Annotated in this window: 22 protein-coding genes; 11 read left to right on the top strand and 11 right to left on the bottom strand. The window is 73.2% G+C overall.

Annotated elements, in window-relative coordinates:
• Positions 1 to 6 precede the first annotated feature (6 nt).
• Positions 7 to 1383, top strand: a complete 1377-nt coding sequence (locus ACQPZO_RS05250) for an NAD(P)/FAD-dependent oxidoreductase (RefSeq protein WP_433347533.1) — start codon at positions 7 to 9, stop codon at positions 1381 to 1383.
• A gap of 11 nt (positions 1384 to 1394) precedes the next feature.
• Here the strand turns inward: ACQPZO_RS05250 and ACQPZO_RS05245 are convergent, their stop codons facing one another.
• Entirely contained in the window at positions 1395 to 1769 is a 375-nt protein-coding gene (locus ACQPZO_RS05245) for a DUF3499 domain-containing protein (protein WP_161687239.1), read from the bottom strand.
• 176 nt (positions 1770 to 1945) lie between these two features.
• Between ACQPZO_RS05245 and ACQPZO_RS05240 the strand changes: the two genes are divergently transcribed.
• Positions 1946 to 2395, top strand: coding sequence for a metallopeptidase family protein (locus tag ACQPZO_RS05240; RefSeq protein ID WP_387020101.1), 450 nt, complete (start codon positions 1946 to 1948; stop codon positions 2393 to 2395).
• Positions 2396 to 2495: 100 nt separating this feature from the next.
• On the opposite strand, the gene ACQPZO_RS05235 is transcribed toward ACQPZO_RS05240, so the two are convergent.
• The 3 genes from ACQPZO_RS05235 to ACQPZO_RS05225 all read right to left on the bottom strand — a co-directional run bounded on the left by ACQPZO_RS05235 (position 2496) and on the right by ACQPZO_RS05225 (position 7241).
• The gene (locus ACQPZO_RS05235; protein ID WP_007074725.1) at positions 2496 to 2753 is read right to left on the bottom strand and encodes a WhiB family transcriptional regulator; all 258 of its coding nucleotides are present in this window, start codon (positions 2751 to 2753) and stop codon (positions 2496 to 2498) included.
• A 634-nt stretch (positions 2754 to 3387) separates the two neighbouring features.
• Complete coding sequence (locus ACQPZO_RS05230; RefSeq protein ID WP_433347530.1) at positions 3388 to 6003, bottom strand: bifunctional FO biosynthesis protein CofGH; 2616 nt, start codon at positions 6001 to 6003, stop codon at positions 3388 to 3390.
• A gap of 188 nt (positions 6004 to 6191) precedes the next feature.
• Positions 6192 to 7241, bottom strand: a complete 1050-nt coding sequence (locus tag ACQPZO_RS05225) for a hypothetical protein (protein ID WP_433347528.1) — start codon at positions 7239 to 7241, stop codon at positions 6192 to 6194.
• A gap of 100 nt (positions 7242 to 7341) precedes the next feature.
• On the opposite strand from ACQPZO_RS05225, the gene cofD reads away from it, so the two are divergent.
• Both cofD and ACQPZO_RS05215 read left to right on the top strand, forming a co-directional pair.
• Positions 7342 to 8292, top strand: a complete 951-nt coding sequence (gene cofD, locus ACQPZO_RS05220; RefSeq protein WP_433347526.1) for a 2-phospho-L-lactate transferase — start codon at positions 7342 to 7344, stop codon at positions 8290 to 8292.
• The gene (locus tag ACQPZO_RS05215; protein ID WP_433347524.1) at positions 8289 to 9374 is read left to right on the top strand and encodes a coenzyme F420-0:L-glutamate ligase; all 1086 of its coding nucleotides are present in this window, start codon (positions 8289 to 8291) and stop codon (positions 9372 to 9374) included. Before cofD ends, ACQPZO_RS05215 begins: the two co-directional genes overlap by 4 nt.
• Before the next feature lie 59 nt (positions 9375 to 9433).
• Here ACQPZO_RS05215 and ACQPZO_RS05210 read toward each other — a convergent pair whose 3' ends face one another.
• Positions 9434 to 10429 carry a helix-turn-helix domain-containing protein gene (locus tag ACQPZO_RS05210; protein WP_433347522.1) on the bottom strand — a complete coding sequence of 332 codons (996 nt, stop codon included), beginning with the start codon at positions 10427 to 10429 and terminating at the stop codon, positions 9434 to 9436.
• A gap of 283 nt (positions 10430 to 10712) precedes the next feature.
• On the bottom strand, positions 10713 to 11747 hold the full coding sequence (locus ACQPZO_RS05205; RefSeq protein ID WP_433347520.1) for a hypothetical protein: 1035 nt from the start codon (positions 11745 to 11747) through the stop codon (positions 10713 to 10715).
• A 70-nt stretch (positions 11748 to 11817) separates the two neighbouring features.
• Between ACQPZO_RS05205 and ACQPZO_RS05200 the strand changes: the two genes are divergently transcribed.
• Entirely contained in the window at positions 11818 to 12405 is a 588-nt protein-coding gene (locus tag ACQPZO_RS05200) for an NUDIX hydrolase (protein ID WP_433347518.1), read from the top strand.
• Positions 12406 to 12461: 56 nt separating this feature from the next.
• On the opposite strand, the gene ACQPZO_RS05195 is transcribed toward ACQPZO_RS05200, so the two are convergent.
• Positions 12462 to 13553, bottom strand: coding sequence for a mannose-1-phosphate guanylyltransferase (locus tag ACQPZO_RS05195; protein ID WP_433347516.1), 1092 nt, complete (start codon positions 13551 to 13553; stop codon positions 12462 to 12464).
• Positions 13554 to 13605: 52 nt separating this feature from the next.
• Positions 13606 to 14751 (bottom strand): glycosyltransferase family 4 protein, encoded by a 1146-nt coding sequence (locus ACQPZO_RS05190; RefSeq protein ID WP_433347514.1) that lies wholly within the window; start codon positions 14749 to 14751, stop codon positions 13606 to 13608.
• 151 nt (positions 14752 to 14902) lie between these two features.
• Between ACQPZO_RS05190 and ACQPZO_RS05185 the strand changes: the two genes are divergently transcribed.
• A complete protein-coding gene (locus ACQPZO_RS05185) occupies positions 14903 to 15592 on the top strand; it encodes a TIGR03089 family protein (RefSeq protein ID WP_433347512.1) in 690 nt (229 codons plus the stop codon).
• Between the two features lie 53 nt (positions 15593 to 15645).
• Here the strand turns inward: ACQPZO_RS05185 and ACQPZO_RS05180 are convergent, their stop codons facing one another.
• Both ACQPZO_RS05180 and ACQPZO_RS05175 read right to left on the bottom strand, forming a co-directional pair.
• Positions 15646 to 17691, bottom strand: coding sequence for an acetoacetate--CoA ligase (locus ACQPZO_RS05180; protein ID WP_433347510.1), 2046 nt, complete (start codon positions 17689 to 17691; stop codon positions 15646 to 15648).
• Between the two features lie 196 nt (positions 17692 to 17887).
• Positions 17888 to 18406, bottom strand: coding sequence for an acyl-CoA thioesterase (locus ACQPZO_RS05175; protein ID WP_433347508.1), 519 nt, complete (start codon positions 18404 to 18406; stop codon positions 17888 to 17890).
• Positions 18407 to 18429: 23 nt separating this feature from the next.
• Between ACQPZO_RS05175 and ACQPZO_RS05170 the strand changes: the two genes are divergently transcribed.
• From ACQPZO_RS05170 to ACQPZO_RS05150, 5 genes are all read left to right on the top strand, one after another.
• Positions 18430 to 19089 (top strand): hypothetical protein, encoded by a 660-nt coding sequence (locus ACQPZO_RS05170; RefSeq protein WP_433347506.1) that lies wholly within the window; start codon positions 18430 to 18432, stop codon positions 19087 to 19089.
• A gap of 428 nt (positions 19090 to 19517) precedes the next feature.
• Complete coding sequence (locus ACQPZO_RS05165) at positions 19518 to 20345, top strand: class I SAM-dependent methyltransferase (RefSeq protein WP_433347504.1); 828 nt, start codon at positions 19518 to 19520, stop codon at positions 20343 to 20345.
• A 13-nt stretch (positions 20346 to 20358) separates the two neighbouring features.
• A complete protein-coding gene (locus ACQPZO_RS05160; RefSeq protein WP_433347502.1) occupies positions 20359 to 21609 on the top strand; it encodes a glycosyltransferase in 1251 nt (416 codons plus the stop codon).
• On the top strand, positions 21606 to 22553 hold the full coding sequence (locus ACQPZO_RS05155; RefSeq protein ID WP_433347500.1) for an NAD-dependent epimerase/dehydratase family protein: 948 nt from the start codon (positions 21606 to 21608) through the stop codon (positions 22551 to 22553). The genes ACQPZO_RS05160 and ACQPZO_RS05155 overlap by 4 nt, the downstream gene beginning before the upstream one ends.
• 37 nt (positions 22554 to 22590) lie before the next feature.
• Complete coding sequence (locus ACQPZO_RS05150) at positions 22591 to 23427, top strand: TylF/MycF/NovP-related O-methyltransferase (RefSeq protein ID WP_433347498.1); 837 nt, start codon at positions 22591 to 22593, stop codon at positions 23425 to 23427.
• Positions 23428 to 23512: 85 nt separating this feature from the next.
• Here the strand turns inward: ACQPZO_RS05150 and ACQPZO_RS05145 are convergent, their stop codons facing one another.
• On the bottom strand, positions 23513 to 24679 hold the full coding sequence (locus ACQPZO_RS05145; RefSeq protein WP_433347496.1) for a cytochrome P450: 1167 nt from the start codon (positions 24677 to 24679) through the stop codon (positions 23513 to 23515).
• Between the last annotated feature and the right edge of the window lie 318 nt (positions 24680 to 24997).

Below are 24997 nucleotides of genomic sequence, written 5' to 3'. Positions count from 1 at the left end.
CCGGCGATGCGTTATCAGGATCTGTCGTACTGGCTGTCCACGATGGATGAGCCGCTGACGCCCCGCCCACCGCTGGGCGGGGACGCCGACGCGGACGTGGTGATCGTCGGGGCCGGGTACACCGGGCTGTGGACGGCGTACTACCTCGCGGTCGCCGACCCGGCGCTGCGAATCACGGTGCTGGAACGGGAGATCGCCGGGTTCGGCGCATCCGGGCGCAACGGGGGGTGGTGCTCGGCGCTGTTCCCCACCTCGCTGCCGGCGCTGGCCCGCCGCCACGGCCGGGACGCGGCGCTACGGATGCAGCGGGCCATGCAGGAGACCGTCCGCGAGGTGGGTCGGGTGGTCGCCGCCGAGGGGATCGACTGCGACTGGCAGCTCGGCGGGACGGTGCTGCTGGCCCGCAGCGAGGCCCAGCTCGGCCGGGCCCGGGCCGAGGTGGCCGAGGCCCGCGCGCACGGCCTCGACCCCGAAGACCTGGTGCTCCTCGACGCCGCCGAGGCCGCCGCCAGGTGCGCCGCCGAGGGGGTACGCGGCGGGACGTACACCCCGCACTGCGCGGTGGTGCACCCGGCCCGGCTGGTCCGCGGGCTGGCCCGGGCGGTCGAACGACGCGGGGTGAGGATCCACGAGCGGACGCCGGTGACCGCGATCCGGGCCGGGGCGGCGGTGACCCCGGCCGGGACGGTCCGGGCGCCGGTGGTGGTGCGGGCGACGGAGGGCTACACGCCAGGGCTGCCCGGGCACCGGCGGGTGGTGGCGCCGGTCTACTCGCTGATGGTGGCCACCGAGCCGCTGCCCGAGCAGACCTGGGCGCGGATCGGGCTGGCGCAGCGGGAGACGTTCTCCGACCACCGGCACGTCGTCATCTACGGCCAGCGCACCGCCGACGGACGGCTGGCGTTCGGCGGGCGGGGTGCCCCGTACCACTTCGGGTCCCGGGTCTCCCCCGGCTACGACCGGGAGCCCAAAGTCTTCGCCGCGCTGCGTCGGGTGCTGGGCGAACTGTTCCCGGTGCTCGGGCCGGAGGTGCCGGTCAGTCACGCCTGGGGCGGGCCGCTCGGGGTCGCCCGGGACTGGTCGGCCTCCGTCGGGTTGGACGCCTCGACGGGGCTGGCCTGGGCGGGCGGGTACGTCGGCGACGGGGTCGGCACCACGAACCTCGCCGGGCGTACCCTCGCCGACCTGGTCCGGGGCGCGGAGAGCGACCTGACCGACCTGCCGTGGGTGGGTCACCGCTCGCCGCGCTGGGAGCCGGAGCCGGTGCGCTGGCTGGCCGTCAACGCGGGCCTGAAGGTGATGTTCTCCGCCGACCGGGCGGAGCTGCGGACGGGCCGGCCGTCCCGCCGGGCGGCCCTGTTCAACCGTTTCCTGGGCCACTGACCCCGGCGCGGTCAGTGGTTGGGCGGGATCACCCGGAGGTGGCCACGGCGGCCGGTCTGCGGGTGCTGGGGGTACTGCTGGTGGTGCTGCTCGTCCGGAGGGCGGGGCGGCGCGGGCCTGGCCGCCTCGCGGACCGCCTCGGCGAGGGCGACCAGGTCGTCGGCGCTGGGCGGCGGGGGCTCGAACTCGCCCTCGTGGCGGACCACGTTCCAGCCCCGGGGGGCGGTCAGGCTGCGGGCGTGCTGCTCACAGAGGTCGTACGTGTGCGGTTCGGCGAAGGCCGCGAGGGGCCCGACCACGGCCGTCGACTCGTTGTAGACATAGGTCAATGTGGCGACCGCTTGCCGGGGGCAGGCGTTTCGGGAGCAGCGCCGTGGTGACCTCACGGCGGGAGGGTATCTCCATTACCGGGTCCGACGCACTGGTTCGCGTTGCGACACGCCCGTCATCGAGATCACAATTCGCAACATCCGACGAGCAGGACAGTGACCGGGCGGGGACGGCGCGCCGCAGGAGCGACACAGCCGGGGGCCGGGCCGCGCGCCGGGCTACCCTGTAGCGCATGACCAGTCCGGAACACCGCCGCCCCGGCTCCGGCCGGCGCGCCCACCGTGACCGGCACGGGCGGGGCCTGCGTGGGCGGCTGGTGCCGGCGACGGTGCCGCTGGCCCGGACCAAGGCCGAGGTCTTCGACGATCTCGTGCTGGATACCGTGGAGACCCTGGAACGACGGTTCGCGAAGGAGCTGGCCGGCGTCGAGTTCGCGGTGGAGGACGTGCCGCCGGACCTCAACGTGTACGACTCCGACGTGCTGGAGGACGGCGAGGTGCCGCTCGCCCGGCTGCTGCCCGGCCGCCCCGGCCAGCAGGAGGTGCCGCCGCGGATCGTGCTCTACCGCCGTCCGCTGGAGTTCCGGGCCATGGACCGGGAGGACCTGGCCGACCTGGTGCACGACGTGATCATCGAGCAGGTGGCGAACCTGCTCGGGGTCGACCCGGACGAGCTGGCCTGAGCCCACCCGTCGCCGGGCCGCGGGCCTCGCGGGGCAACCCCCGCCGTCCCGGGCCGACTGCCTGAGCCGGGCGGCCCCCACCGCCCCGGCCCGGCAACGCTCAGGCGGCTCGCCGCTTGAGCTTGCGCCGCTCTCGTTCCGAGAGCCCACCCCAGATTCCGAACCTCTCGTCGTGGCCAAGAGCGTATTCCAGGCATTCGGTCTTGACCTCGCACCGCGAGCAGATCCGCTTCGCCTCGCGGGTCGAGCCGCCCTTCTCGGGGAAGAACGCCTCCGGATCGGTCTGGGAGCAGAGTGCCTGCTCCTGCCACTCCGGTGCGTTCCCGAGCAGGTCGGCCACCTCGAGCTGGCCGTCCATCTAAGATGCCTCCTTGTCGCGCACCGGCGTCGTCGCCGCTGCAACCCCCCACGCAAAGGCGTGCTTGTCCGTACGGTTCCGATTTGTTGCGTTCCGCGCGAACAACCCCATTCAAATTACACGTGTGTAATACGTGCGCCGTCAAGCCGGACTTGATAATGGAGTCGCCCTCCCGACACGCCCCGGGCGACCACTCCGGCCGCCCGACCTCGCAACCTGCCCTATCGATTCAGACCCCGGACGAGTAACGCCCTCCTCGGCGAGTTGCCCGAGTTTTCTGCCGTGGCGGTCCACCGACCGACGCCACCGGATGCGCCGGCGGCGGCCCCGACGGGGTGCCCCACCACGATGCTGATCTTGGTGGGGGACAGGTTAACGCGCCTCGGCCGCGATCGCCCGTCGAGCCGGGACCGCCGGCCGCACCCCGTCCACATCGTGGACGGAAGACGGCGGTCGAACCTGATCGGAGGATCAGTGCAGGGCCCATGATTCCCTGCTCGTTTCGGCGGATCAGCCACCGATCCACCGACGAAGGCCACCGTGCCGATGGGTGTGCCCATGTCCCATCAGACGGTATGGACGCCCACTGGCAGGACGTGGTGAACGGCACTGTGGAGGGCGTCGTCCCTCGCCGCTACGGCCGGGGGCGGCCGTACGCGGTCGTCCGCTTGCGGGCCGGTCGCCCGGCCGCCGCGGCAATGCCCCGCAACTGCTCCTCGCTACGTGCGGAGCCGTTGCCCGAACCGGCCATCCGGGAGATCGTCTCCTCCATCAGGGTGCCGCCCAGGTCGTTGCAGCCCCCGTCGAGCATCGCCACCGTGCCCTCGTCGCCGAGCTTCACCCAGGAGCACTGGATGTTGGCGATCCGGCCGTGCAGCAGCAGCCTGGACATCGCGTGCACCACCCGGTTCTCCCGCCAGGTCGGGCCGGGACGAGCGATCCCGGCAAGGTAGATCGGGGCGTTGGTGTGGATGAACGGCAGCGCGACGAACTCGGTGAAACCGCCGGTGCGGTCCTGCACCCCGGCCAGCACCCGGAAGTGGGCCAGCCACTGCCCGGGGTGGTCGACGTGGCCGTACATCATCGTGGAACTGGACCGGATGCCCAGCTCGTGGGCCGTGCTGACCACGTCGACCCAGGCGGCGGCCGGCAACTTGCCCTTGGTGAGCACCCAGCGCACCTCGTCGTCGAGGATCTCGGCAGCGGTGCCCGGGATGGTGTCCAGGCCGGCCTCGCGCAGCCCGGTGAGCCACTCCCGTACCGGCACGCCGGCCTTCGCCGCCGCCGTGACGATCTCCATCGGGGAGAAGGCGTGCACGTGCATCCCCGGCACCCGGGCCTTGATCCCCCGGATCAGGTCCGCGTACCCGGTGACCGGCAGCTTGGGGTCGATGCCGCCCTGGAGGCAGACCTCGGTGGCCCCGACGGCCCACGCCTCCTCGGCCCGGTCGGCGACCTGGTCGACGGAGAGCCGGTACGCGTCGGCGTCGCGTTCGCGCTGGGCGAAGGCGCAGAACCGGCAGCCCACGTAGCAGACGTTGCTGAAGTTGATGTTGCGGTTCACGACGTAGGTGACGTCGTCGCCGACGGTGTCCCGGCGCACGTCGTCGGCGAGCCGGCAGACCCGGTCCAGCGCCGGGCCGTCGGCGGCGAACAGCGCCAGGGCCGCGTCGGTGTGCCGGGGGTCGAGCAGCGCCGCCGGGTCGTCGGCGGCCAGCCGCAGCCCGGTACGCAGGTCGGCGTCGCCCGAGCCGGCGGTCGCCCCCACGGCAGCGCCGCCCCCGGCCGGGCCCGGGGCACCGGGGCCCGCGTCGGCCTGGGCCGCCCCGGCGGGGGCGGGCCGGGGCCGGGGCGCCCCCGCGAGGCTGGCGTCGGCCTGGAGGGCCACCTCCGACCAGTCGCCGTAGACGCTGTCGAAGTCGCCGCGCCGGTCGTCGGCACGGCCGGTGGTGTCGATGGTGGCGTGCAGGTCGGTCCGGCCGCCGCCGAAGACCTCCTCCGGCTCCTGCCAGGGACGGCCCACCGGGCGGGCATCCTCGACCGCGAGCCCGGTGGCCGGATCAGCCAGCGCCGACACGTGCGGCAACAGGCGCGGGTCCAGCCACGGGTCGCCGGCCCGGACGTACTCGGGGTAGATCGTCAGCCGCTCGCGCAGCGTGAAGCCGGCCTCCGCGGTGCGCCGGGCCAGCTCGTCGAGCTGCGGCCAGGGGCGCTCCGGGTTGACGTGGTCCGGGGTGACCGGCGAGACCCCGCCCCAGTCGTCGATGCCGGCGCGCAGCAGCAGGTCGTACTCGCCCGCGATGAGATTCGGCGGGGCCTGGATGCGGGCCTTCGGCCCGAGCAGCACCCGGGCCACCGCGACCGTGGCAGCCAGGTCGTGCAGCTCGGCGTCGGGCATGCCGCGCATCGCCGTGTCCGGCTTGGCCCGGAAGTTCTGCACGATCACCTCCTGGAGGTGGCCGTACCCGCGCTGCCCGCGGCGGATCGCGAAGATCGCGTCCACCCGCTCCGCCGGGGTCTCGCCGATGCCGATCAGGATGCCGGTGGTGAACGGCACGCCGACCCGGCCGGCGTCGTCGAGCACCCGCAGCCGGACCGCCGGCTCCTTGTCGGGCGAGCCGTAGTGCGGACCGCCCGGCTCCGACCAGAGCCGGGTGGCCGTGGTCTCCAGCATCATCCCCATGCTCGGCGCGACCGGCTTGAGCCGCTGCAACTCCGACCAGGAGAGCACGCCCGGGTTGAGGTGCGGCAGCAGCCCGGTCTCCTCCAGCACCGCCACCGCGCAGGCGCGCAGGTAGTCGAGAGTGGAGTCGTAGCCCCGCTCGTCCAGCCACTCCCGGGCCGCCGGCCAGCGCTCCTCGGGCCGGTCGCCCAGGGTGAACAGCGCCTCCTTGCAGCCCTGGGCGGCACCCTCGCGGGCGATGGCCAGCACCTCGTCCCGGTCGAGGAACGCGGCCGGGAGCCGGTGCGGGACGGTGGCGAAGGTGCAGTAGTGGCAGCGGTCCCGGCACAGCCGGGTCAACGGGATGAAGACCTTCTTGGAGAAGGTGACCACGCCGGGGCGGCCAGCCTCACGCAGGCCGGCGTCGCGGATGTCACCGGCGACGCGGAGCAGTTCGTCCAGGGCCGGGCCCCGGGCGGCGAGCAGTGCGGTGGCCTCGTCGACGTCCAGCGCCCGCCCGGACCCGGCCCGGCGCAACGCCCGTTGGATGCTCACCGCGGTGGGCCCCGACTCCGTGCGATCAACCATCCATCCAGCCTATGCGCTGGTTCACATACGCCGCTATCGCGCGTGTGCCTAGCTTCGCGTGGAGAAACCGGGCCCGGCGGCACGGGAGATCCTCGCAGCCCGGGTCCTGGGGGCGGGGCCACCCGGGCCTTTCGGGTGCATCTGTTGCCACTCCAACACAACAGATGCACCCGAAGGGCGGCGGCGGTTCAGTCCTCGCGGTGGAAGCGCTGGGTGCGGTCGCTGTCGGAGTCCTGCTGCCCGTCGGGCGCACCCGCCTCGGTGGGCTGACGCGGGATGGCCTGGGTCGGGTCGGCCGACGGCGGCTGGCCGAACGGCGGCGGGGGGAACGGCGGCGCCGACTGCGGCGGGGTGAACGGCGGCGCCGAGTACGGCGGCGCCGACTGCGGCGGGGTGAACGGCGGCGCCGACTGCGGCGGCGCCGAGTACGGCGGCGTGAACGGCGGCGCCGACTGCGGGGCCGGGGCGAACGGCGGGGTCTGCTGGCCGGGCTGACCAAACTGGCCGGCGGCCGGACCGGGCTGGCCCGGCTGACCGTACTGGCCGAACTGTCCGCCGGGCTGGTTGGGCTGGTTGGACTGGTTGGGGGCCGGGTAGCCGGCCTGGTGGCCTGGGTCCGGCCAACCGCCCTGCTGCCCCTGGGGGGCCCAGCCGCCCTGCGGGCCGGGCTGACCCGGCTGCTGCGGCCAGCCGGGCTGCGGCTGCCCGTACATGCCCGGGGCCGGCTTGGGCTTCGGGCTGAAGTAGAGAGCGCGCCAGACCCGGACCACGACGAACGCGACGGTCGCGAAGATCGCCAGCCAGGCGATCCGGGTGAGCAGGCCGAGGAACGCGTCGAGCACCTCCGCCTTGGCCAGCCGGTCCACCGTCCAGATCAGCAGGGTGAGCGCGCCGAGCACGGCGCCGAAGGCGTACTGGCCCAACGCCACCTGGGTGATGAGCTTGGCTCGGGGCACCACCGGGGCGATGTGCGTGGCGAGCAGCACGGCCAGCACCGGCAGCACGGTCGCCTCCAGCCCGGCGAACGAGAAGAAGCTGCTGCCCGCCCGGCTGTAGAAGGTGCTGTAGTCGGTCGGGGCGAGCAGCCGGATGAGGCCGACGAAGAGCAGCACGGCGTTCGCGCCGAGCAGGACGAACGCGATCAGCTCGCGTAGCGGATTGGTGAGTTGGCGGGCCGGGGTGGCGGGGTGTGGCGCGGGCGCCGCGTCACCGGACGCGGGCTCGGCGGGGCTGGTCACGAACTCCCCCTAGGAGGCGGTAACGGACAGTTGCCGACGTGAGCCTAGTCTCCCCGGGCACCGGTGCCCTCGGGGCGGGGCGTGCGGAAGGATGGACGCCATGCGCATCGTCGTTCTCGCCGGTGGTATCGGGGGCGCCCGGTTCCTGCTCGGTGCCCGGGCCTACGCCCGCGAGGTGGGAGCCGAGGTGACCGCCGTGGTCAACGTCGGCGACGACCTCTACCTGCACGGGCTGAAGCTCTGCCCCGACCTGGACAGCGTCATGTACACGCTCGGCGGCGGCGCCGATCCCGAGCGGGGCTGGGGACGGGTCGGCGAGACCTGGACGGTGAAGTCGGAGCTGGCCGCGTACGGGGCCGAGCCGAGCTGGTTCGGGCTGGGCGACAAGGACATCGCCACCCACCTCGTCCGCACCACCATGCTGACCGGCGGGTACCCGCTGTCGGCGGTCACCGAGGCGCTGGCCACCCGCTGGCAGCCCGGCGTACGCCTGCTGCCGGCGACGGACGACCGGCTGGAGACGCACGTCGTGGTGGACGATCCCGCCGGCGGCCAGCGGGCGATCCACTTCCAGGAGTGGTGGGTACGGCACCGGGCGGACGTTCCGACCCACCGGTTCGTCTTCGTCGGCGCGGAGACCGCGAAGCCCGCGCCCGGCGTGGTGGACGCGATCGCCTCGGCCGACGTGGTGCTGGTCGCGCCGAGCAACCCGGTGGTGAGCGTCGCCCCGGTGCTGGCCGTGCCGGGGCTGCGGGAGGCGGTCACGGACGGGCCGGCCCCGGTGGTCGGCGTCTCCCCGATCATCGGCGGCGCGGCGGTGCGCGGGATGGCCGACCGTTGCCTGGCCGTGGTCGGCGTCGAGTGCAGTGCCGCCGGGGTGGGCGGGCTGTACGGGAGCCGGTCCACCGGTGGCCTGCTGGACGGCTGGCTCGTGGCACCCGAGGACGCCGATGCCGTGGTGCCGGACGTGACGGTCCGGGCGGTGCCGTTGCTCATGACGGACGAGGCGGCGACGGCGGCGATGGTCCGGGCCGCATTGGAGCTGGCGTGAGGCTGGAGATTCTGCCGGTGCTGGGCATCGGCGACGTGACCGAGGGCGACGACCTGGCGGCGCTGATCGCGACCGCCGCGCCCTGGCTGCACGACGGCGACGTGCTGGTGGTCACCAGCAAGATCGTCTCCAAGGCCGAGGGAAGGCTGGTGGACGTGCCGGCCGACGGGCCGGAGCGGTTGGCCGCCCGGGACGAGGTGCTGGCGGCGGAGACCGTTCGGGTGGTGGCCGCCCGGGGGGCGACCCGGATCGTGCAGACCCACCACGGCTTCGTGATGGCCTCCGCCGGGATCGACGCCTCGAACGTCGACAAGACCCGGCTGGTGCTGCTCCCCGAGGACCCGGACGCCTCGGCGCGGGCCCTGCGGGCGGCCCTGCGCGAGCGCTACGACTTGGACGTCGCGGTGATCGTCAGCGACACGATGGGCCGGCCCTGGCGCAACGGGCTCACCGACGTGGCGCTCGGGGTGGCCGGCATGCCGGCGATCCGCGACCACCGGGGCGAGGTCGACCCGTACGGCAACGAGCTCGAGCTCACCGAGATGGCCGTGGTGGACGAGCTGGCCGGCGCCGGGGAGCTGATCAAGGGCAAATGCGACCAGGTGCCGGTTGCGGTGGTCCGCGGCTACCTCACGGCCACCCGGGACGACGGCGTCGGCGCACGGGAGCTGGTCCGCGACGCCGAGCTGGACCTCTTCTCGCTCGGCACCACTGAGGCGATGGCGGCCGGGCTGGCCGCCGCCGCGGTGCTGCCGGACGGCCCGGGCGAGGCCAGGGCCGACCCGGCCGCCGTGCGGCGGGCGATCGCCGCGGTGGCCGGCGTGGTCGCCCCCGGCGCGGTGTTCACCCACGTCACCGACGACGAGGTACGCGCCATGCTGGTCGCCGCCGTGCCCCGCTGGCCGGAGCGGGCCACCGACCTGGTGCTCGGCGAGCTGCCGGCCCCGGTCGACCCCGCAGACCTGGTGCGCTTCGGCACGGACCTGCAACGCCTGCGCACCGCGCTGGCCGCCGAGGGGGTCCCGTCGGCGCTGCTGCCGCCGCCGACCGGCAGCACGGCCAGCGCCGCGCTCGCCCTCTGACGCACGGCCAGCCCCGCGTTGACGCGTGGTCCTTGGACGCTGGCGGGCGGCGGTTCCGCTCAGGCGTCGAGGATGGCGCGGCCCAGCGGGGTGAGGGTGTGCAGCACCGTGTTGCGGTCCCGGTGGCTGACCAGCAGGCCGGCGTTGCGCAGCACGGTGGCGTGCTGGCTCGCCGCAGCCGGGGAGATGTGCAGCCTGCGGGCCACCTCGCCGGTGGTGCGCCCCTCGCCGGTGGCCTCCAGCACCGCCGCCCGGGTCCGGCCGAGCAGGGCGGCCAGCGCCTCCCGGCCGCTGCCGGTCGCGCCGCCCTCGCCGGGAGCGGGGGCGAGCCCGCCCAGCCGGTCCACCGGATAGACCAGCACCGGCGGCAGTGCCGGGTCGAGCAGCGCCACCGGAACACCGGCGCAGAAGAACGACGGCACCAGCAGCAGGCCCCGGCCGTCCAGGTGCAGCTCCCGGCTGTTCGGGTAGCCGTGGATCTCCAGCACCCCCGACTCCCACCGGGCCATCGGGCGGAGGCTGGCCAGCAGGCCCTCGATGCCCCGGTCCAGCAGGGACCGGGCCCGCCGCGTCCGGTCCGCCTCCACCGCGGCCTGGATACGGGGCCAGTACGGGCTGAGCGCCAGCGCCCGGTACTGCTCCATCGACTCGGTGAGGTGGCGCAGCATCTCGGGCTCGCCCCGGGCCAGCGCCGCCGCCGAGGGGGGCAGGGGATTCTCCGCGACCACCCTGGTGAGGTCCCGGTGCAACACCGGGGCGGGCGTGCTCCGCACCGCGTCCAGCCCCGCCTCCAGGCCCTGGACGCTGTCGTGCGGGGTGAGGAAGTCGGGGAAGTAGCCCCAGCCCGGGTTCAGCGCGAACAGCAGCCGGAGGTGCTCCTTGCCGACGTGCCGGCGCAGCTCCCGGGAGACGCCGCGACGCCAGCCTGAGGTCAGCGGGTCCTGGCGGCCCACCTGGAGCACGTGCATGCTGAGAATCAGTTCCCAGAGCGGGTCTGCACCCGGGGCGACCCGGGTACGGAGGATGTCCTCGGCGGAAAAGTGGATCTTCAGCATTGGAGCGCTCCCCGTGCCTGTGGACAGCGGGCGGGCCCGCTGACCGTTCGCACTGTACCCGGACGGCACTTATCTCCATTTTTAAGCGTGGACTGAAAAACCTCGACGGCCCGGGCCCGACTTCGGCATGCTCTGCTTGCCCCGCAACGGGCCGGTCCGTCGTTCGACGTCGGCCCGGGGCACCGGGGCCGGGGAGGATCCGGCGGCCGGGCGGCACCACGAGGGTCTGCGGCCGTTGTTCCGCAGGGGGGTGCCACCCGGCCGCTCACCCGGGCGAGGACGGTCAGCCGATCCAGAGCGCGATCCGGTGGTTCTCGTCCGTGACGTACCAGCAGTGGCCGTGCTCCTCGGCCAGCCCCTCCACGTGGTGGAACGGGGCCAGGTCGGCCACCAGTTCGGCCGGGAGCAGATGCCCCGCGGCCTTCTCCAGGCGGAACCGGACGTGCCGCGAGGTGACGTGCCCGCCCTGCGGGTGGTCGTCCAGCAGCACCGAGCCCTTGCCCAGCGCGTCGATCGAGCCGACGATCGCGGCGTAGCCGCCGTCGGGCAGCGGGGTCACCGCCCGGAAGCCGGTCAACGCCCCCGGCGGGGTCACCCCGGTCAGCGCGTACGCCCCGAGGGCGCGCGGCCAGGCGCCCGCCTCGAACATCTCGGGCACCCCCGCCACCTCGACCAGGATCGGGTCACCGTCGACGGTGACCGGGAAGCGCAGTCCGAGCAGCGCGGTGCCGTCCGGGGTGAACGCGGCGGCCTCCACGTTGAGCGGCAGGTCCCCCTCGGCGAGCCGGGTCACCCAGCCCTTGGCCCGGGCGGTGCCCCGGGCAACGGTCTCGACGATGAACCGGTCCCGCACCCGATCCCCCGGCTGCAGGGTGGCCAACTCGGCCCCGGCCAGCGCGTCGTTGACCGCGCGGTGCAGCCGGAACCGGTTTCGCACCACCCGGACCGGCAGCCGGCCGCCGGCGGCGTCGTCCTCGCGGAACCGGGCCACGAACGCCCGGCGCGGGCGCAGCGGGCCGCCCTTCGACCCGAAGTGGGAGCCGAAGACGTACACCCAGCCGTCGTGGTGGGCCAGCGCCTCACCGTCCTCGGTGCGGCCGTTCTCCGGGCCGGCGTCGGCGTCCACGTGCCGGGCGGACCACCCGCCGTCCTCGTGTTCGAGCAGCAGGGCCAGGCAGCGCTCGACCGGCCCCTCGTCGAGGACGGTCCAGAAGCCGCGCCGGGCGCGGTGGGCGGCGAGCAGGGCCGGGGAACGCACCGGCAGCAGGTCGCTGGCCTCGTTGCCGGCGACGACGAACTCGACGAGGCGCAGGGTCACGGGGCAAGGGTAGGCAGCGGACGCACGCGCCTAGAGTGTGACCGTGTCAGACCTGAGGAAGGGTCCCCTGGTGACCCCTCGTGACAGCGCCCCGGCCGCCGGGGCGTACGCGGCCCTGCACGCCGACGCGGCGGCCCTGCTCGCCGGGTGGACGCCGACCGGCGCGGCGGCCGGGCTGGCCCGGGACCGCACCCTCGACCTGCTGGCCGGCGGGCCGGCGGCGCTGGGCCGGCAGCACCGGGCCGGTCACGTCACCGCGAGCGCGCTGGTCCTCGACGCCACCGGCGAGCGGATCCTGCTCTGCCTGCACGGCAAGTTCCACCGGTGGGTGCAGCTCGGCGGGCACTGCGAACCCGGTGACCGGACGCTGGCCGGGGCCGCGCTGCGCGAGGCGGGCGAGGAGTCCGGCATTCCTGGCCTGGTCGTCGACCCGGTCCCGATCGACGTGGACATCCACCCCGTGGCCTGCCAGGGCGCTTCGTTCCATCACGACGTGCGGTTCGCGGTCTTCGCCCCGCCGGGCGCGACGGAGCGCGTCAGCGACGAGTCCGAGGCGCTCGGCTGGTTCCCCCCGGACCGGCTGCCCGAGCCGCTGGCCGGCGGCACCGCCAAGCTCGTCGCCCCCGCCCTCGCCGCACTGCGCCGCCGAACCAACTGACCCGGGGCTGGCCCCGGGTCCGGGCGGCGGCCCGGTCGCCGCCCGGGTCGGATAGGTCAGATGTAGCTCTCCTCGCCCCGGTCCTTCAGCTCGTCGACGAGAGCCTTCACGTCCTGGGCGCGGTCGCGGGGGCAGACCAGCACCGCGTCCGGGGTGTCGACCACGATCAGGTCGTGCACGCCGATCACGGCCACCAGCCGACCGGACTGCGGGACCACGACCAGGCCGGTGCTGTCGCGCAGCAGCACACCCGGTTCGGCGTCCGCGCCGAGCACCACGTTGCCGGCCGGGTCGGCCGGGAGCACGTCGCCGAGGGTGTGGAAGTCGCCGACGTCGTTCCAGCCGAAGTCGCCGGGGACCGTCGCCACCCGGCCGGCGGTCGCCGCGCCCTCCATCACCGCGTAGTCGACGGAGATCTTCGGCAGGGTCGGCCAGACCGTGCCGAGGACGTCGTCCTGCTCCGGGGTGCCCCAGGCGGTGGCGATCGCGGTGATCCCGGCGTGCAGCGCCGGCTGCTGCCGGGCCAACTCGGCCAGGAACACGTCGACCCGCCAGACGAACATGCTGGCGTTCCACAGGTGGTGCCCCGAGCGCAGGTACGCCTCCGCCACCTCGGCGGCCGGCTTCTCCTTGAACTCCCGCACCGGCCGCAGCGGCCCGTCCCCGACCGGGTCCCCGGTGTGCAGGTAGCCGTACCCGGTCTCGGCCCGGGTGGGGGTGATCCCCACCGTCATCAGCAGGCCCTGCTCGGCACCACGTACCGCCTCGCGGACCGTGGCCACCCATGCGTCGGCGTCCCGGATCAGGTGGTCGGCGGCGAAGGAGCCCATCACCGCGTCCGGCTCGCGCAGCGCGATCACCGCTGCGGCGAGGGCGATCGCCGCACAGGAGTCCCGGGGCGAGGGCTCGACGAGGATGTTCTCCTCGGGTAGGCCGGCAAGCTGCCGCGCCACCGCCGCGACGTGCGCGGCTCCGGTGACCACCAGGGTGCGTTCCGGGGGGGTCAGCGGGGCCAACCGGTCCACGGTCGCCTGGAGCAGGGAGGCGGGGGTGCCGGTGAGCGGGTGGAGGAACTTGGGATGGCCCGCACGGGACAACGGCCACAACCTCGTGCCGCTGCCGCCCGCCGGGATGACGGCGTAGAGCATCAGCACATCATGCCCGAACCGCCACGCTACGGACGCACCGTCGGTCGAAGCCTCAGGCGCGGGCCCGGCTCCACGCCGCGATGTGCACCTCGGCGCTGGACTCCCAGGTGAACTCCTTGGCCCGGTCGAAACCGGCCTTGGCCAGCGACAATCGACGTTGCTCGTCGTCCAGCAGGGCGGCCAGGTCGGTGGCGATCTGGGCCGGGTCCTCGCTGGTGTAGGCGACGGCGTCGCCGCCGACCTCCGGCAGCGACAGCCGCGGGGTGGTCAGCACCGGGGCGGCGCAGGCCATCGCCTCCAGGATCGGCAGGCCGAAGCCCTCACCGTACGACGGGTAGGCGGCGACCAGCGCCCCGCCGAGGAAGCCCGGCAGGTCGCCGTAGCGCAGGTAACCCGGGCGGAGCAGCCGCAGGTGCGACGGCACCTCGGCGACCGCCCGGTCGATGTCGTCGTCGTGCCCCTGGCCGCCCGCGACCACCAGCGCCGGCGGGTCGGCCCGGTCGGATACCGCCCGGACCCAGCCGCGGATCAGGTTGGGGACGTTCTTGCGCGGCTCCTTCGCCCCGAGGAAGGCGATGTAGCTGCTGTCGCCGAGCCCCAGCCGGGCCCGGACCCGGGCCTTCTCCTCCTCGCCCGGGGCGTGGAAGGCGGCGTGGTCGACCCCGTGGTAGGCGACGTCGATCCGGGTCGGGTCGGCGTCGAGCAGGCGGATCAGCTCGTCCCGGGTGGCCTTGCTCGGCACGATCACCCGGCTGGCCCGGCGCAGCGAGGTCTTGATCGCGCTGCGGAAGAACGTCCGGCGGGACTTGTCGTAGTGCTCCGGCTCGGTGAAGAACGTCGCGTCGTGCACGGTCACCGTCACCGGGCAACCCGCCCGCAGTGGGCACGTGTAGAACGGCGAGTGCAGCACCTGCGCGCCGACCTGCTGGGCCAGCAGGGGCAGGCCGGTCTGCTCCCAGGCGAGCCGGGCCGGCCGGTGCGCCACCGCGGCCGGGGCGGCGACGATCTCCGCGCCGGGCAGCATCCGGCTGTACCGCTCCAGGTCGGTGCGGAGGCTGACCACGGCCAGGTCGACCCCCTGGCCGCACACCTTGCCGAGGGCACCGAGCAGGCCGTCGACGTATCGACCGACGCCACCACGGTCGACGGGGACACTCGTGGCGTCGATGAGTACGCGGGGCGGGCGACCGGCGGTCACGATGCGACTCCTTGCAGTGGCGAATCTGTGGGGAACAACACTCCGGGCAAGCCTACGCCGGAGCCAGGTCCGGGCGCTGACTGCGACCCGACGCTACGCCGACTTGTCCATGTCAACGAGCACGGGCGCGGGGGGCGTATCGTTCGCGCCGATGGCCGACAACATTGCCCTGGTGTTCACCGACGCGATCGCGCCCGATCCCACCCGTCCCCTGCTGACCTGGTACGACGACGCCACCGGCGAGCGCGCCGAACTGTCCGGCGCGACGCTGGCCAACTGGGTGGCCAAGACGGCCAACCTGCTCGTCGATGAAATCGGCACCGGGCCGGGCGAGTCCGCCGCGGTGCTGCTGCCCCCGCACTGGCAGACCGCCGCCGTGCTGCTCGGCTGCTGGTCGGTGGGGCTGACCGTGGCCGGCGGCCCCGGCCCGGCCGAGGTGCTCTTCGCCGCCGTCGACCGGGTCGCCGAGGCGGATGCCTGGCCGGCCGGCGAGCGGTACGTGCTCGCGCTCGCCCCGTTCGCCCAGCCGCTGCGCGAGGTGCCCGCCGGCTTCGCCGACTACGTGCTCGCCGTCCGGGCGCACGGCGACCACTTCACCCCGTACCCGAAGGGCGGGCCGCAGGACGCGGAGCTGCTGGCCCGCGCGGCCACCCGTGCGGCGGAGCTGGGCATCGCCCGGGGCGACCGGGTCCTGCTGGACGCCGCCGCCCACCCCAGCCCGGTCGATTGGCTGCTGGCCCCGCTGCTGGCCGGCGCCACCGTCGTCCTCTGCGCCAACCTCGACCCGACCCGCGTCCACTCCCGCACGGACGCGGAGAGGGTCACCCTGACCCTGACCTGAGCCGATCTCCGTGGCGTGCGCCGGTTTCGCGGGGCCTGGAATGATCTACGGGGTCAGGCGGGGGTCGGGGAGCCCGACTCCGAGCGGCGCTGGGCGAAGGCGGCGAAGGCCGTCAGGGACTCCGGGTTGGCCAGGGCGCCCCTGGCCGCCGCGTTGTCGACCGGGGTGCCGGTGAGGATCTTCTTCACCGGGACCTCCAGCTTCTTCGCCGACAGGGTGCGCGGGACGGCCCGCACCTGGTGGATCTCGTCGGGGACGTGCCGTGGCGAGAGCGCGGTGCGCAGCTCGCGGCAGATCTTCTTGCGCAGGTCGTCGTCCAACTCCAGGCCATCGGCGAGCACCACGAACAGCAGCAGCTCCCCCGCGCCGCCCTCGTCGTCCTCCAGGTGCACCACCACCGAGTCGACGACCTCGTCCAGGCCCTCGACGACGGAGTAGAACTCGGCGGTGCCGAGCCGGACGCCGCCCCGGTTGAGGGTGGCGTCGGAGCGGCCGGTGATCACGCAGCCGCCCCGGTCGTTGATGGTGATCCAGTCGCCGTGCCGCCACACCCCCGGGTAGACGTCGAAGTACGCCTCCCGGTAGCGGGTGCCGTCCGGGTCGTTCCAGAACCCGACCGGCATGCTCGGCATCGGCGCGGTGATCACCAGCTCGCCCAGCTCGCCGACGACCGGGGTGCCGTCGGCGGAGCGGGCCTCCACCTTTGCCCCGAGGGCCCGGCAGGTGATCTCCCCGGCGTACACCGGCAGCAGCGGCACCCCGCCGACGAAGCCGGTGCACACGTCCGTGCCGCCGGAGAGGGACTGGAGCTGGAGGGCGTCGCCGACGTTGGCGTACACCCAGGTGAAGCCCTCGGCGGGCAGCGGCGCGCCGGTCGAGCCGACCCCCCGCAGCGCGGAGAGGTCGGCGATCTCCCTCGGCACCAGCCCGGCCTTGCGGCAGGCCAGCAGGTACGGCGCGGAGGTGCCGAAGTACGTGGTGCCGGTCTCCTCGGCCAGTCGCCACAGCCCGCCCAGGTCGGGGTGGCCCGGGTTGCCGTCGAACAGCACGATCGCCGCGCCCACCGCCGGCCCGGAGACCAGGAAGTTCCACATCATCCAGCCGGTGGTGGTGAACCAGAGGAACCGGTCCGACGGGCCCAGGTCGTGGTGCAGGGCCAGCATCTTCAGGTGCTCCAGCAGGATGCCGCCGTGGCCGTGCACGATCGGCTTGGGCAGCCCGGTGGTGCCGGAGGAGTAGAGCACGTACAGCGGGTGGTCGAACGGCACCGGGACGAAGGCCAGCGGCTCGTCGGTCGGCGCGGCCAGCTCGGCCCAGGTGACCGCGCCCTCGGGCGCAGCCTGCATCCGGTCCGGAGCGCCGCTTGGAGGCGCGGAGGCCGCATCATGACCGCCGGCCCCGGCCGGGTCGAGGTATGCGATGCCGACGGTGTGCCGGAGCGACGGCAGGGCAGCCCGGATCGCGGCCACCTCGGCACGCCGGTCGACGGGTTTGTCGCCGTACCGGTAGCCGTCGACGGCGACGAGGACCTTCGGCTCGATCTGCCGCCACCGGTCGGTGACGCTGCGGGTGCCGAACTCGGGGGCGCAGGACGAGAAGACCGCGCCGAGGCTGGCGGTGGCGAGCAACAGCACGTACGTCTCGGGGATGTTGGGCGCGTAGGCGGCGACCCGGTCACCGGCGGTGACGCCCAGCCTGCGCAGCCCGCCGGCCACCCGGCGAACCTGCTCGCGCAGCTCGGCGGCGGTCAGGGTCACCGGTGCCCGGGTCTGGCCGTGCGCGATCACCACGGCGTCGTCGTCGGCCCGGCCCGGCATCCGCAGCACGTTCTCGGCGTAGTTGAGCGTGGCGCCGGGGAACCACTGCGCGCCGGGCATGCCCCGGTCGGCCAGGGTCGCGGTCGGCGGGGTGTGCGCGACGACCTCGAAGTGGTCCCAGACCGACCGCCAGAACGCGTCCAGGTCCGTGACCGACCAGCGCCACAGCTCGTCGTAGTCGGCGAAGTCCAGCCCCCGGTGCTCACGCAGCCAGCGCAGGTAGCTCCCGATCCGGGACCGCTCGCGTACGTCCGCCGGCGGCGTCCACAGCACGTCACCCACTGTTCCACTCTCCCCTGGCCCCGCACGACACTGTGAAGTGGGCCGTACGCCATCTTGCCCTACCTCAGAACGCCATTCTCCGCACCCGACCCCCGTCGGCGCACGTGCCAACCCACCTGCCCCACCCCCACCAGGGGTCGGCCAGTCACCCCTTACCTGGCCTTCGCGGCACGGGAAGGGGCACTCCGCACACCTGTCAGCCGGCTCGGTGGGCCTGGATGGCGCGGCGGCGGGCGAGCCGGTGGGCGCGGCGGATCTCCGCCTCCCGGAACCGGCGTTCGTCCTCCGGGCTCTCCGGCAGCACCGGCCGGACCGTCCGTGGCACGCCGCCGAGGTCGACGCCCACGAAGACGAGGTATGCGGTGGCTACCCGGACCGGCTCGTTCTCGGCCGAGTCCCACCGCTCGGCCACCACCCGCACCCCGACCTCCATCGAGGTCTGCCCGGTCCAGTTCACCTGGGCGTGCGCGTGCAGCAGGTCCCCGACCCGGACCGCCTCGGTGAAGACGATCTCGTCGATGGCCGCGGTGACCGCCGTACCGCCGCTGTGCCGGGCCGCGGCGGCCCCCGCAACGTCGTCGATGAACTTCATCAGCACTCCGCCGTGCACCGTGCCGTAGAGGTTGACGTCGACGGCGGTCATGATCCGGCTCAGGGTGACCCGGGAGTACGAGGTCGGCTTGCCGGCCGGCGCGGTGGAGAGGTGCTCGGTCATGTCGAAAACGGTACGGTGCGCGGATGCGACATCTCTGGAGCTTCCTCGCGGGGTTGGTGGTGGCGCCCGTCACGTGGGTGCTGGTCACCCTCGGGCAGGACGGGTCGGCGGGCACCGTCGACCGTTGGGTCGAGATCGGCACCTCCAACTCGGCCAATCTCATCGAGCCCGCCGCATACCTCGCCGTCGGCGGGGTCCTGCTCGGCCTGCTCGGCACGCTGCGCACCTCACCGCTCGGCCCGCTCGTGGCCGGACTGCTGCTGGCCGCCCCGTACGTGGGGATGTTCGCCGCGCCCTTCCAGGTGCGCGACCGCATCCCGGACGGCTGGAAGGTCTTCGGCGACCCCCTGCCGCTGCACGTTCCGGTGGAGAACGGCACGCTCTTCCTGATCGGCCTGCTGCTGGTCGTGTCCACCTTCAGCGGGCAGCGCTGGCGGCGGTGGCCCCGACCGGTGGCCGAGCCGACGCCGACGCCCGCCGAGGGGCCGGACCGCAACGAATTCACGCTGACCGACTGGCCGCCGACCGGCGCGGCCGACCGGGACACGACCCCACCGAGCCTCGGCTACCCGGACCCGACGCCGACCGAGCCGCTGCCGCGCCGCACCGGCGGGGAGTCACCCTGGTCGGCGCCGCCGCGCGGCACCACCCGGTCCGAGGAGGACACGACCGAGATCCGGTGACGATCCGGCCGTACGCGCGCCGCGCGGCGGCCGACGACGGGATCGGGTGACGATGCGGGCGGGCCGGACTACCGGCCCGCCCGCCGACAGTAGAGGGACGAAGGGCGGTGGCCCGGGCGAGGACGACGCCCGGGGCTGGGCGGGGCTGCCGAACCTGCCCGGCAGGGCGCTGACCTGCGAGCACGGGCTCACGGCGACGGGGGCGACACGAAGTGAACACAGCACCGGTAAAACGCCGCTCTAAATGAGCTTCAGAACGAATCGCATATTGACAGGCAGCGGTTGACAGGCGACATGCCCGTTTTTAGACTTCGCCCTCATGCGGAAGGCAATTCCGGTTCTTTCTGCTCCCCGGTCCTGCGATGAACGACCGGGTGTACCGCGTCAGTTCACATGGAATGTCGTCGCGACGGGAATCGGTGCCTGACATGAGCGTGACTGAATATCTGGAGTTCATCGGCGATCCGGCCAACGATGACGTGCAGGGCTGGCTGTATCCGACGGACGCCCAACTCCTCTGCGTGATCAACGACGTCCAGGCGAGCCGGGGTCACGGTGGCGACATTCTCGAGATAGGCGTCTATAAAGGGAAGAGCGCAATTCTGCTGGGATTCTTCCCGCGCCCCGGAGAGACGCTGATCGTGTGCGACCTGTTTGATTCCGGCGCCTCGGTCAGCGAGGAGAACCACCGCGAGAACGCCGCATTCTATCCCGGCCTGCAGCGGGGCGACTTCGAAAAGAACTACCTGCGTTTCCATGATCGGCTGCCGACCGTGCACGCCCGGCCCTCGGCCGACCTGAGCGATGTCGTGCCGGCCGGGTCATGCCGCCTCGTGCACATCGACGGGGCGCACACCTACGAGGCCACGCGCGCCGACATCGAGACCGCGAGGCGACTACTCGGCCCCGGCGGCGTCGTGGTGGTGGACGACTGGTCGAGCGCCCACATCCCGGGTGTCGCCATGGCGCTCTGGGAGCAGTACCTGGCCGGCGATCTGATCCCCCTGGCCTTCAGCAAGGGCAAGTTCTATGCCACCTGGGATCCCTCGGGCCTGACCGGCGAGGAGGTCACGGCTGCGGTCGCCGACCGCCCCGACCTCGACGTCAAGGGCTCCGTCCTGCTCGGCCAACGAGCGGCCAGCAGCGTCACGATGACCGCGGATGCCTGGCAGAGATACTCCGCCAGCCTGCGGGCGGTGTACTCGAAGCTCTACTCCGGCGGCGGTGCCGGCGCGGCGCCGATGGTGGGCTTCTGACGTGCGCGTCGCGATGACGAGTCACCCGAACCCCAGTCACCTGGTGGGCGTCCTGTCGGCGGCGCGCGTCGCCCGACTCGCCGGTCACGAGGTCGCCGTGGTGTCGGGCCCCAGCGTGGTCGACCACATCGAGCAGGCGGGTTTCGCTGCCCTGCCCGTGGCCAGCCTGATGTCCATGGAAGAGATGGTGGCCGCCCGAGCGGCCGCGGTCGGTACGGTCGCGACGACCGTACGCCCGGGGCCCCGGCGGTCCGGCGGGCCACCGGCGCCACGGGCGCATCCCTTCATCACCCCCGGAACGGGCCGGCAGGCGGCGGACATCGTGGACGTCCTCCGGGCGTGGGGACCCGACTGCGTACTGCGGGACTCCACCGAACTCGGCGGATACGTGGCGGCCGAAGTCGTCGACGTGCCCTGCGGAACCGTCGACATCGCCCCGTTGTCACCGTGCGCCCAGCCCGGAGCGCTGCAGGAACTCAACCGGCTGCGGGCCGAGTTCAACCTGCCGGCGGTGGACGATCCCTGGCACGCCGTACGCCCCTTCCGGATCGGCCTGATCCCCGAGATCTTCTACCCTGAGGAACTGCGGTGGAGCGACGCGCACCACTATCGCCCGTCCTCGCTGGACGTAAGCGCGGACCGCGAGCTCGCCGCCGGCCTCTCCGAGCACGCGGGCGACCGCCCCCTCGTCCTGGCGAGTCTGGGGATGAACGCGCCACGCTTCGACCCCCGGGCCACCACCGTGTTGAACGCGGTCATCGAAGCCCTGGGTGAACTGCCGGTGACGGGTGTGGTGGCGATCGGGTCGGACTACGACCCGGACCAGTGGGAAGGAGCGCGGGCGGCCAACGTCCACCTGCGGTCGTTCGTACCGCAACGGGCCCTGCTGCGTCTCTGCGACGTGTTCATCACCCATGCCGGGTTCAACGGGGTGCGGGAGGCGTTCAGCGAGGGTGTGCCCATGATCGCCCTGCCCCTGTTCGGGGATCACCCGGCCAGCGCCGCCCGCCTCGCGCGCCTGGGGGTCGCGGTCGAGCTGGACGTCGCCTCGGTCACCGCGGCGGCGGTGCGGACGGCCGTCTCCACCGTCCTGAGCGACCCCGGCTACCGCAGTCGCGCCCAGGACATGCGATGCCGCATGGACGCCCTGCCGCCCCTGGACCGGATGGCGGACGACCTGCTGGCCTTCGTCACCAGCCCTGGCCGCGCAGCCAGAGTCGGACCGAGCATCGTCAGCCGTCGAGTGCGGGAGGGACTTTCATGAAGGTCGGCGTAACCGGAGGAAGCGGCTTCATCGGCACCTACGTGTGCGAGGAACTGGCACAGCGGGGACACGAGCCGGTCACCTTCGACCGTCAGCGGCGGGCACAGGCACCCCCGTGGGAGGTGATGCTCGGTGACGTCCGCGACGCGACCGCGATGGTCGAGCTCGCCGCGCACTGCGACGCCGTCATCCACCTGGCGGCCGTCCTCGGCACCCAGGAGACGATCCACAATCCGAGGCCGGCGGCGGAGACCAACACGTTCGGCGGGCTGAACTTTCTCGAGGCGATCGCGCAGTACAACCTGCCTGGCGTCTATATCTGCGTGGGCAACCACACGATGAACAACTGCTACTCGATCACCAAGACCACGGTCGAGCGGTTCGTGCGGATGTACAACTCCGAGCGCGGTACGCGGGTCAACTGCGTGCGGGTGGTCAACGCCTACGGTCCGCGCCAGCTCGCCGCGGCGCCGTTCGGGCCGAGCAAGGTCCGCAAGATCACGCCGGCGGCGGTGTGCCGGGCGTTGTCGGGCATGCCGGTGGAGCTGTACGGCGGCGGATACCAGGTCTCGGACATGGTCTGGGTCGGGGACGTGGCACGGAGCCTGGTCTCGGCCCTGGAAGCCGCCGCGGCCGGCCGGATCGTCGACGTGCTCGAGGTGGGCCCCACGGAGTCGAACAACATCCGGCACGCGGCGGAGACAGTCATCGACCTCGTGGCCGAACGGGGCTTCGGCCGGGTGCCCATCGTCGACCTGCCCATGCGGCCCGGCGAGGACCCGGCGACGCCGGTCCGGGCCGACGCGGGGACCCTGCGCTCCATAGGCATCGAGCCCGCCTCCCTGCGTGGGCTGGCCGACGGCCTCGCCGAGACCGTCGACTGGTTCATCAAGGCCGAGGGCGAGCACTGGACCGCGCCGAACGGTCTGCGTCGAGGCGTCTGACAAACCGATCCGGGCCACCAGGAAAGGCACAACGACCGTGACAGGACTGAGAGCACCAGACGGGCAGGACGGCAGCGCCGAACAGTTGTACCTGGACCTGCTCAAGCGTTGTGTGACCAACACGATCTACCAGGACCCGCCGATCTCACCACCGTGGGTACCGCAGGCCGAGTTCGACCCCGAGGCCCGGGCCGCCGGTCTCGACTGCCCCAGCGAGGCCCACACCATGGTCGGGTTCGCGCGACTGGACAACCTCCGGGAGCTGACCGAAACGGTGCTCCGCGACCAGGTCCCCGGCGACTTCCTGGAGGCCGGGGTGGGTCGCGGTGGCGCGATGATCTTCCTGCGGGGCGTGCTCAAGGCGTACGGGGTCACCGACCGCTCGGTGTGGCTGGCTGACTCGTTCCAGGGATTCCCGCAACCTCCCGCCGAGGCGCGGTACCAGATGAGTGACGTCTATCCGGAGTTGGCCGGCGAGCAGCGCGAGGAGCAGCGGCAGGCGGCGGAGGAGATGAAGGCGCGGTTCCTCAAGGGTGGCTCCGAGGAGGAGGTACGGGAGAACTTCCGCCGCTACGGACTCCTCGACGAGCAGGTGCGGTTACTGCCCGGCTGGCTCGCCGAGACCCTGCCCACCGCGCCGGTGCAACGGCTGGCGGTCCTGCGGGTCGACAACGACCTCTACGCGTCCACGTACGCGACCCTGGAGCACCTGTACCCCCGGGTCTCGCCCGGCGGTTACGTGATCGTGGACGACTACCACTTCCTTGAGGAGTGCCGGCTGGCCGTGCACGACTACCTGAAGGCCGCCGGTGAGCAGACCCCGGACCTGGTCACCATCGACCGGTGCGGGGTGTACTGGCGCAAGGGCTCCTGACCCCGGTCGCCGTACCGCGGCACCCAGGCCACCCGGTCTCCCTGGACCGACCGGGGCCACCGACCGTGGCCCCGGTCGGTCCAGATCACCAGGTCACCAGAAGCTCGGCGGGCAGCCGGTTGAACCGGTTGCTGACGATGGGGACGTCCGCCGCGGCCGGGACCAGCCTCAGGCCCGGGAACCGGGCCATCAGCCGGGCGAGAGCCTCCTGCAGCTCGACGCGGGCCAGCGGTGCACCGAGACAGAAGTGCGCCCCCACGCCGAACGCGAGGTGGTGGCTCGCCGCGCCCCGGGACAGGTCGAACCGCTCCGGGTCGGGCAGACGCAGCTCGTCCCGGCCGGCCGCGTCGGCCGAGATGAACACCGCCGCGCCGGCGGGGACCACGACGTCATCGAGCGCCACCTCGCACGTGGAGTAGAGGAGACCGGCGAACCCGGTGCCGGCCTGGGCGTACCGGAGGATCTCCTCGACGGCGAGGTCGACGGCGACGCCGCCCGAGCGCAGCCGGTCGAGCTCAGTGGGGTGCTGGAACAGGGCCAGTAGCCCGTTGCCGAGCTGCGTCGCCACGGTCTCGTAGCCGGCGACGGTCAGCAGCATCACCGTCGAGACCAGTTCCTCGTCGGACAGGTCACCGGACTGCCCGATCAGCTGGGACAGCGGGTCCTCGCCCAGCTGGCCACGCCTGCGGCGGACCAACTCGACCGCGGCCCCGTGCAGACCGGCCATCGCCGCGCCGAAGGCGGCCATGGACGCTCCACCGGCCCGCATCGCCAGAGCCCACGCCTCGAACGCCGGGCGAAGCTGGTCCGGCACGTCGAAGAGCGCGAAGAGCACCCGCAGCGGCAGCCGGAAGGCGAACCGGTCCATCAGGTCGACCGGATGGGGTGCCGCCTCGCACCCGTCGAGCAGCTCCTCGACGAGCTCGCCGACCCGGATCCGCATGGCCTCGGCCTGCCGGACGTTGAACGCCTGGTTGGTGCGGCTACGCCAGCGGGCGTGGGCCGCCTGGTCGGCGATGAACAGTCCGAAGTCGAACGCCGGAGCCGGCGCGGAGGGGGGCGCCCCGTTGGTGCTCCCGCCCGTCGGACGACCGCCGGCTGGGGCGACCGCCCGAGCCCGCACCGGACGCCGACTGAATCGCTCGTCGCTCAGCACCATCCGGACGTGCCGATAGCTGGTGACCAGGTACGCGGGTGCGCCGCTGGCGAGCTGGACCCGGGCGACCGGTTCAGTACGGCGCAGGCGCGCCATCTCCGGAGGAAGCCGGAAGGGGCACTCCGGGGGAAACGGGTATACCGGTGCCGCGCCAACCGCCCGCGCGGGGGCGGCGGTGGATCCGGCCGACGCTGCGTCCGGGCCGTCAACGGGGCTTACGCTCTCGGCGGCGACCTCGTGACCGGGATGGTTCGGCGATGTCATGCACGGTCCCCTGTCTACGTGGTGAACGACGGTGGGTCATGTCGCCGGCCACCGGCTCGGCGCCTAGCGGTATTCGACGACGAAGAGGCTACGGATTCCTGCGTGAAGAATTCGCGGCCCGGCTCGGAAAATATCCCAAACGACCAGAAG

Origin of the sequence: Micromonospora sp. CA-111912 (assembly GCF_050948415.1) — a bacterium.
GTDB lineage: Bacteria > Actinomycetota > Actinomycetes > Mycobacteriales > Micromonosporaceae > Micromonospora.
Note: the sequence above shows the minus strand (reverse complement) of the source record. Positions and strands in the feature narration are given on the sequence as shown.

Coding starts and splice junctions, on each gene's coding strand:
- ACQPZO_RS05160 (WP_433347502.1), top strand. CDS start 20,359: ATGACGAGTCACCCGAACCCCAGTCACCTGGTGGGCGTCCTGTCGGCG.
- ACQPZO_RS05235 (WP_007074725.1), bottom strand. CDS start 2,753: ATGGACGGCCAGCTCGAGGTGGCCGACCTGCTCGGGAACGCACCGGAG.
- ACQPZO_RS05240 (WP_387020101.1), top strand. CDS start 1,946: ATGACCAGTCCGGAACACCGCCGCCCCGGCTCCGGCCGGCGCGCCCAC.
- ACQPZO_RS05155 (WP_433347500.1), top strand. CDS start 21,606: ATGAAGGTCGGCGTAACCGGAGGAAGCGGCTTCATCGGCACCTACGTG.
- ACQPZO_RS05250 (WP_433347533.1), top strand. CDS start 7: ATGCGTTATCAGGATCTGTCGTACTGGCTGTCCACGATGGATGAGCCG.
- cofD (WP_433347526.1), top strand. CDS start 7,342: ATGCGCATCGTCGTTCTCGCCGGTGGTATCGGGGGCGCCCGGTTCCTG.
- ACQPZO_RS05175 (WP_433347508.1), bottom strand. CDS start 18,406: ATGACCGAGCACCTCTCCACCGCGCCGGCCGGCAAGCCGACCTCGTAC.
- ACQPZO_RS05170 (WP_433347506.1), top strand. CDS start 18,430: ATGCGACATCTCTGGAGCTTCCTCGCGGGGTTGGTGGTGGCGCCCGTC.
- ACQPZO_RS05195 (WP_433347516.1), bottom strand. CDS start 13,553: ATGCTCTACGCCGTCATCCCGGCGGGCGGCAGCGGCACGAGGTTGTGG.
- ACQPZO_RS05145 (WP_433347496.1), bottom strand. CDS start 24,679: ATGGCGCGCCTGCGCCGTACTGAACCGGTCGCCCGGGTCCAGCTCGCC.
- ACQPZO_RS05210 (WP_433347522.1), bottom strand. CDS start 10,429: ATGCTGAAGATCCACTTTTCCGCCGAGGACATCCTCCGTACCCGGGTC.
- ACQPZO_RS05230 (WP_433347530.1), bottom strand. CDS start 6,003: ATGGTTGATCGCACGGAGTCGGGGCCCACCGCGGTGAGCATCCAACGG.
- ACQPZO_RS05185 (WP_433347512.1), top strand. CDS start 14,903: ATGGCCGACAACATTGCCCTGGTGTTCACCGACGCGATCGCGCCCGAT.
- ACQPZO_RS05165 (WP_433347504.1), top strand. CDS start 19,518: ATGAGCGTGACTGAATATCTGGAGTTCATCGGCGATCCGGCCAACGAT.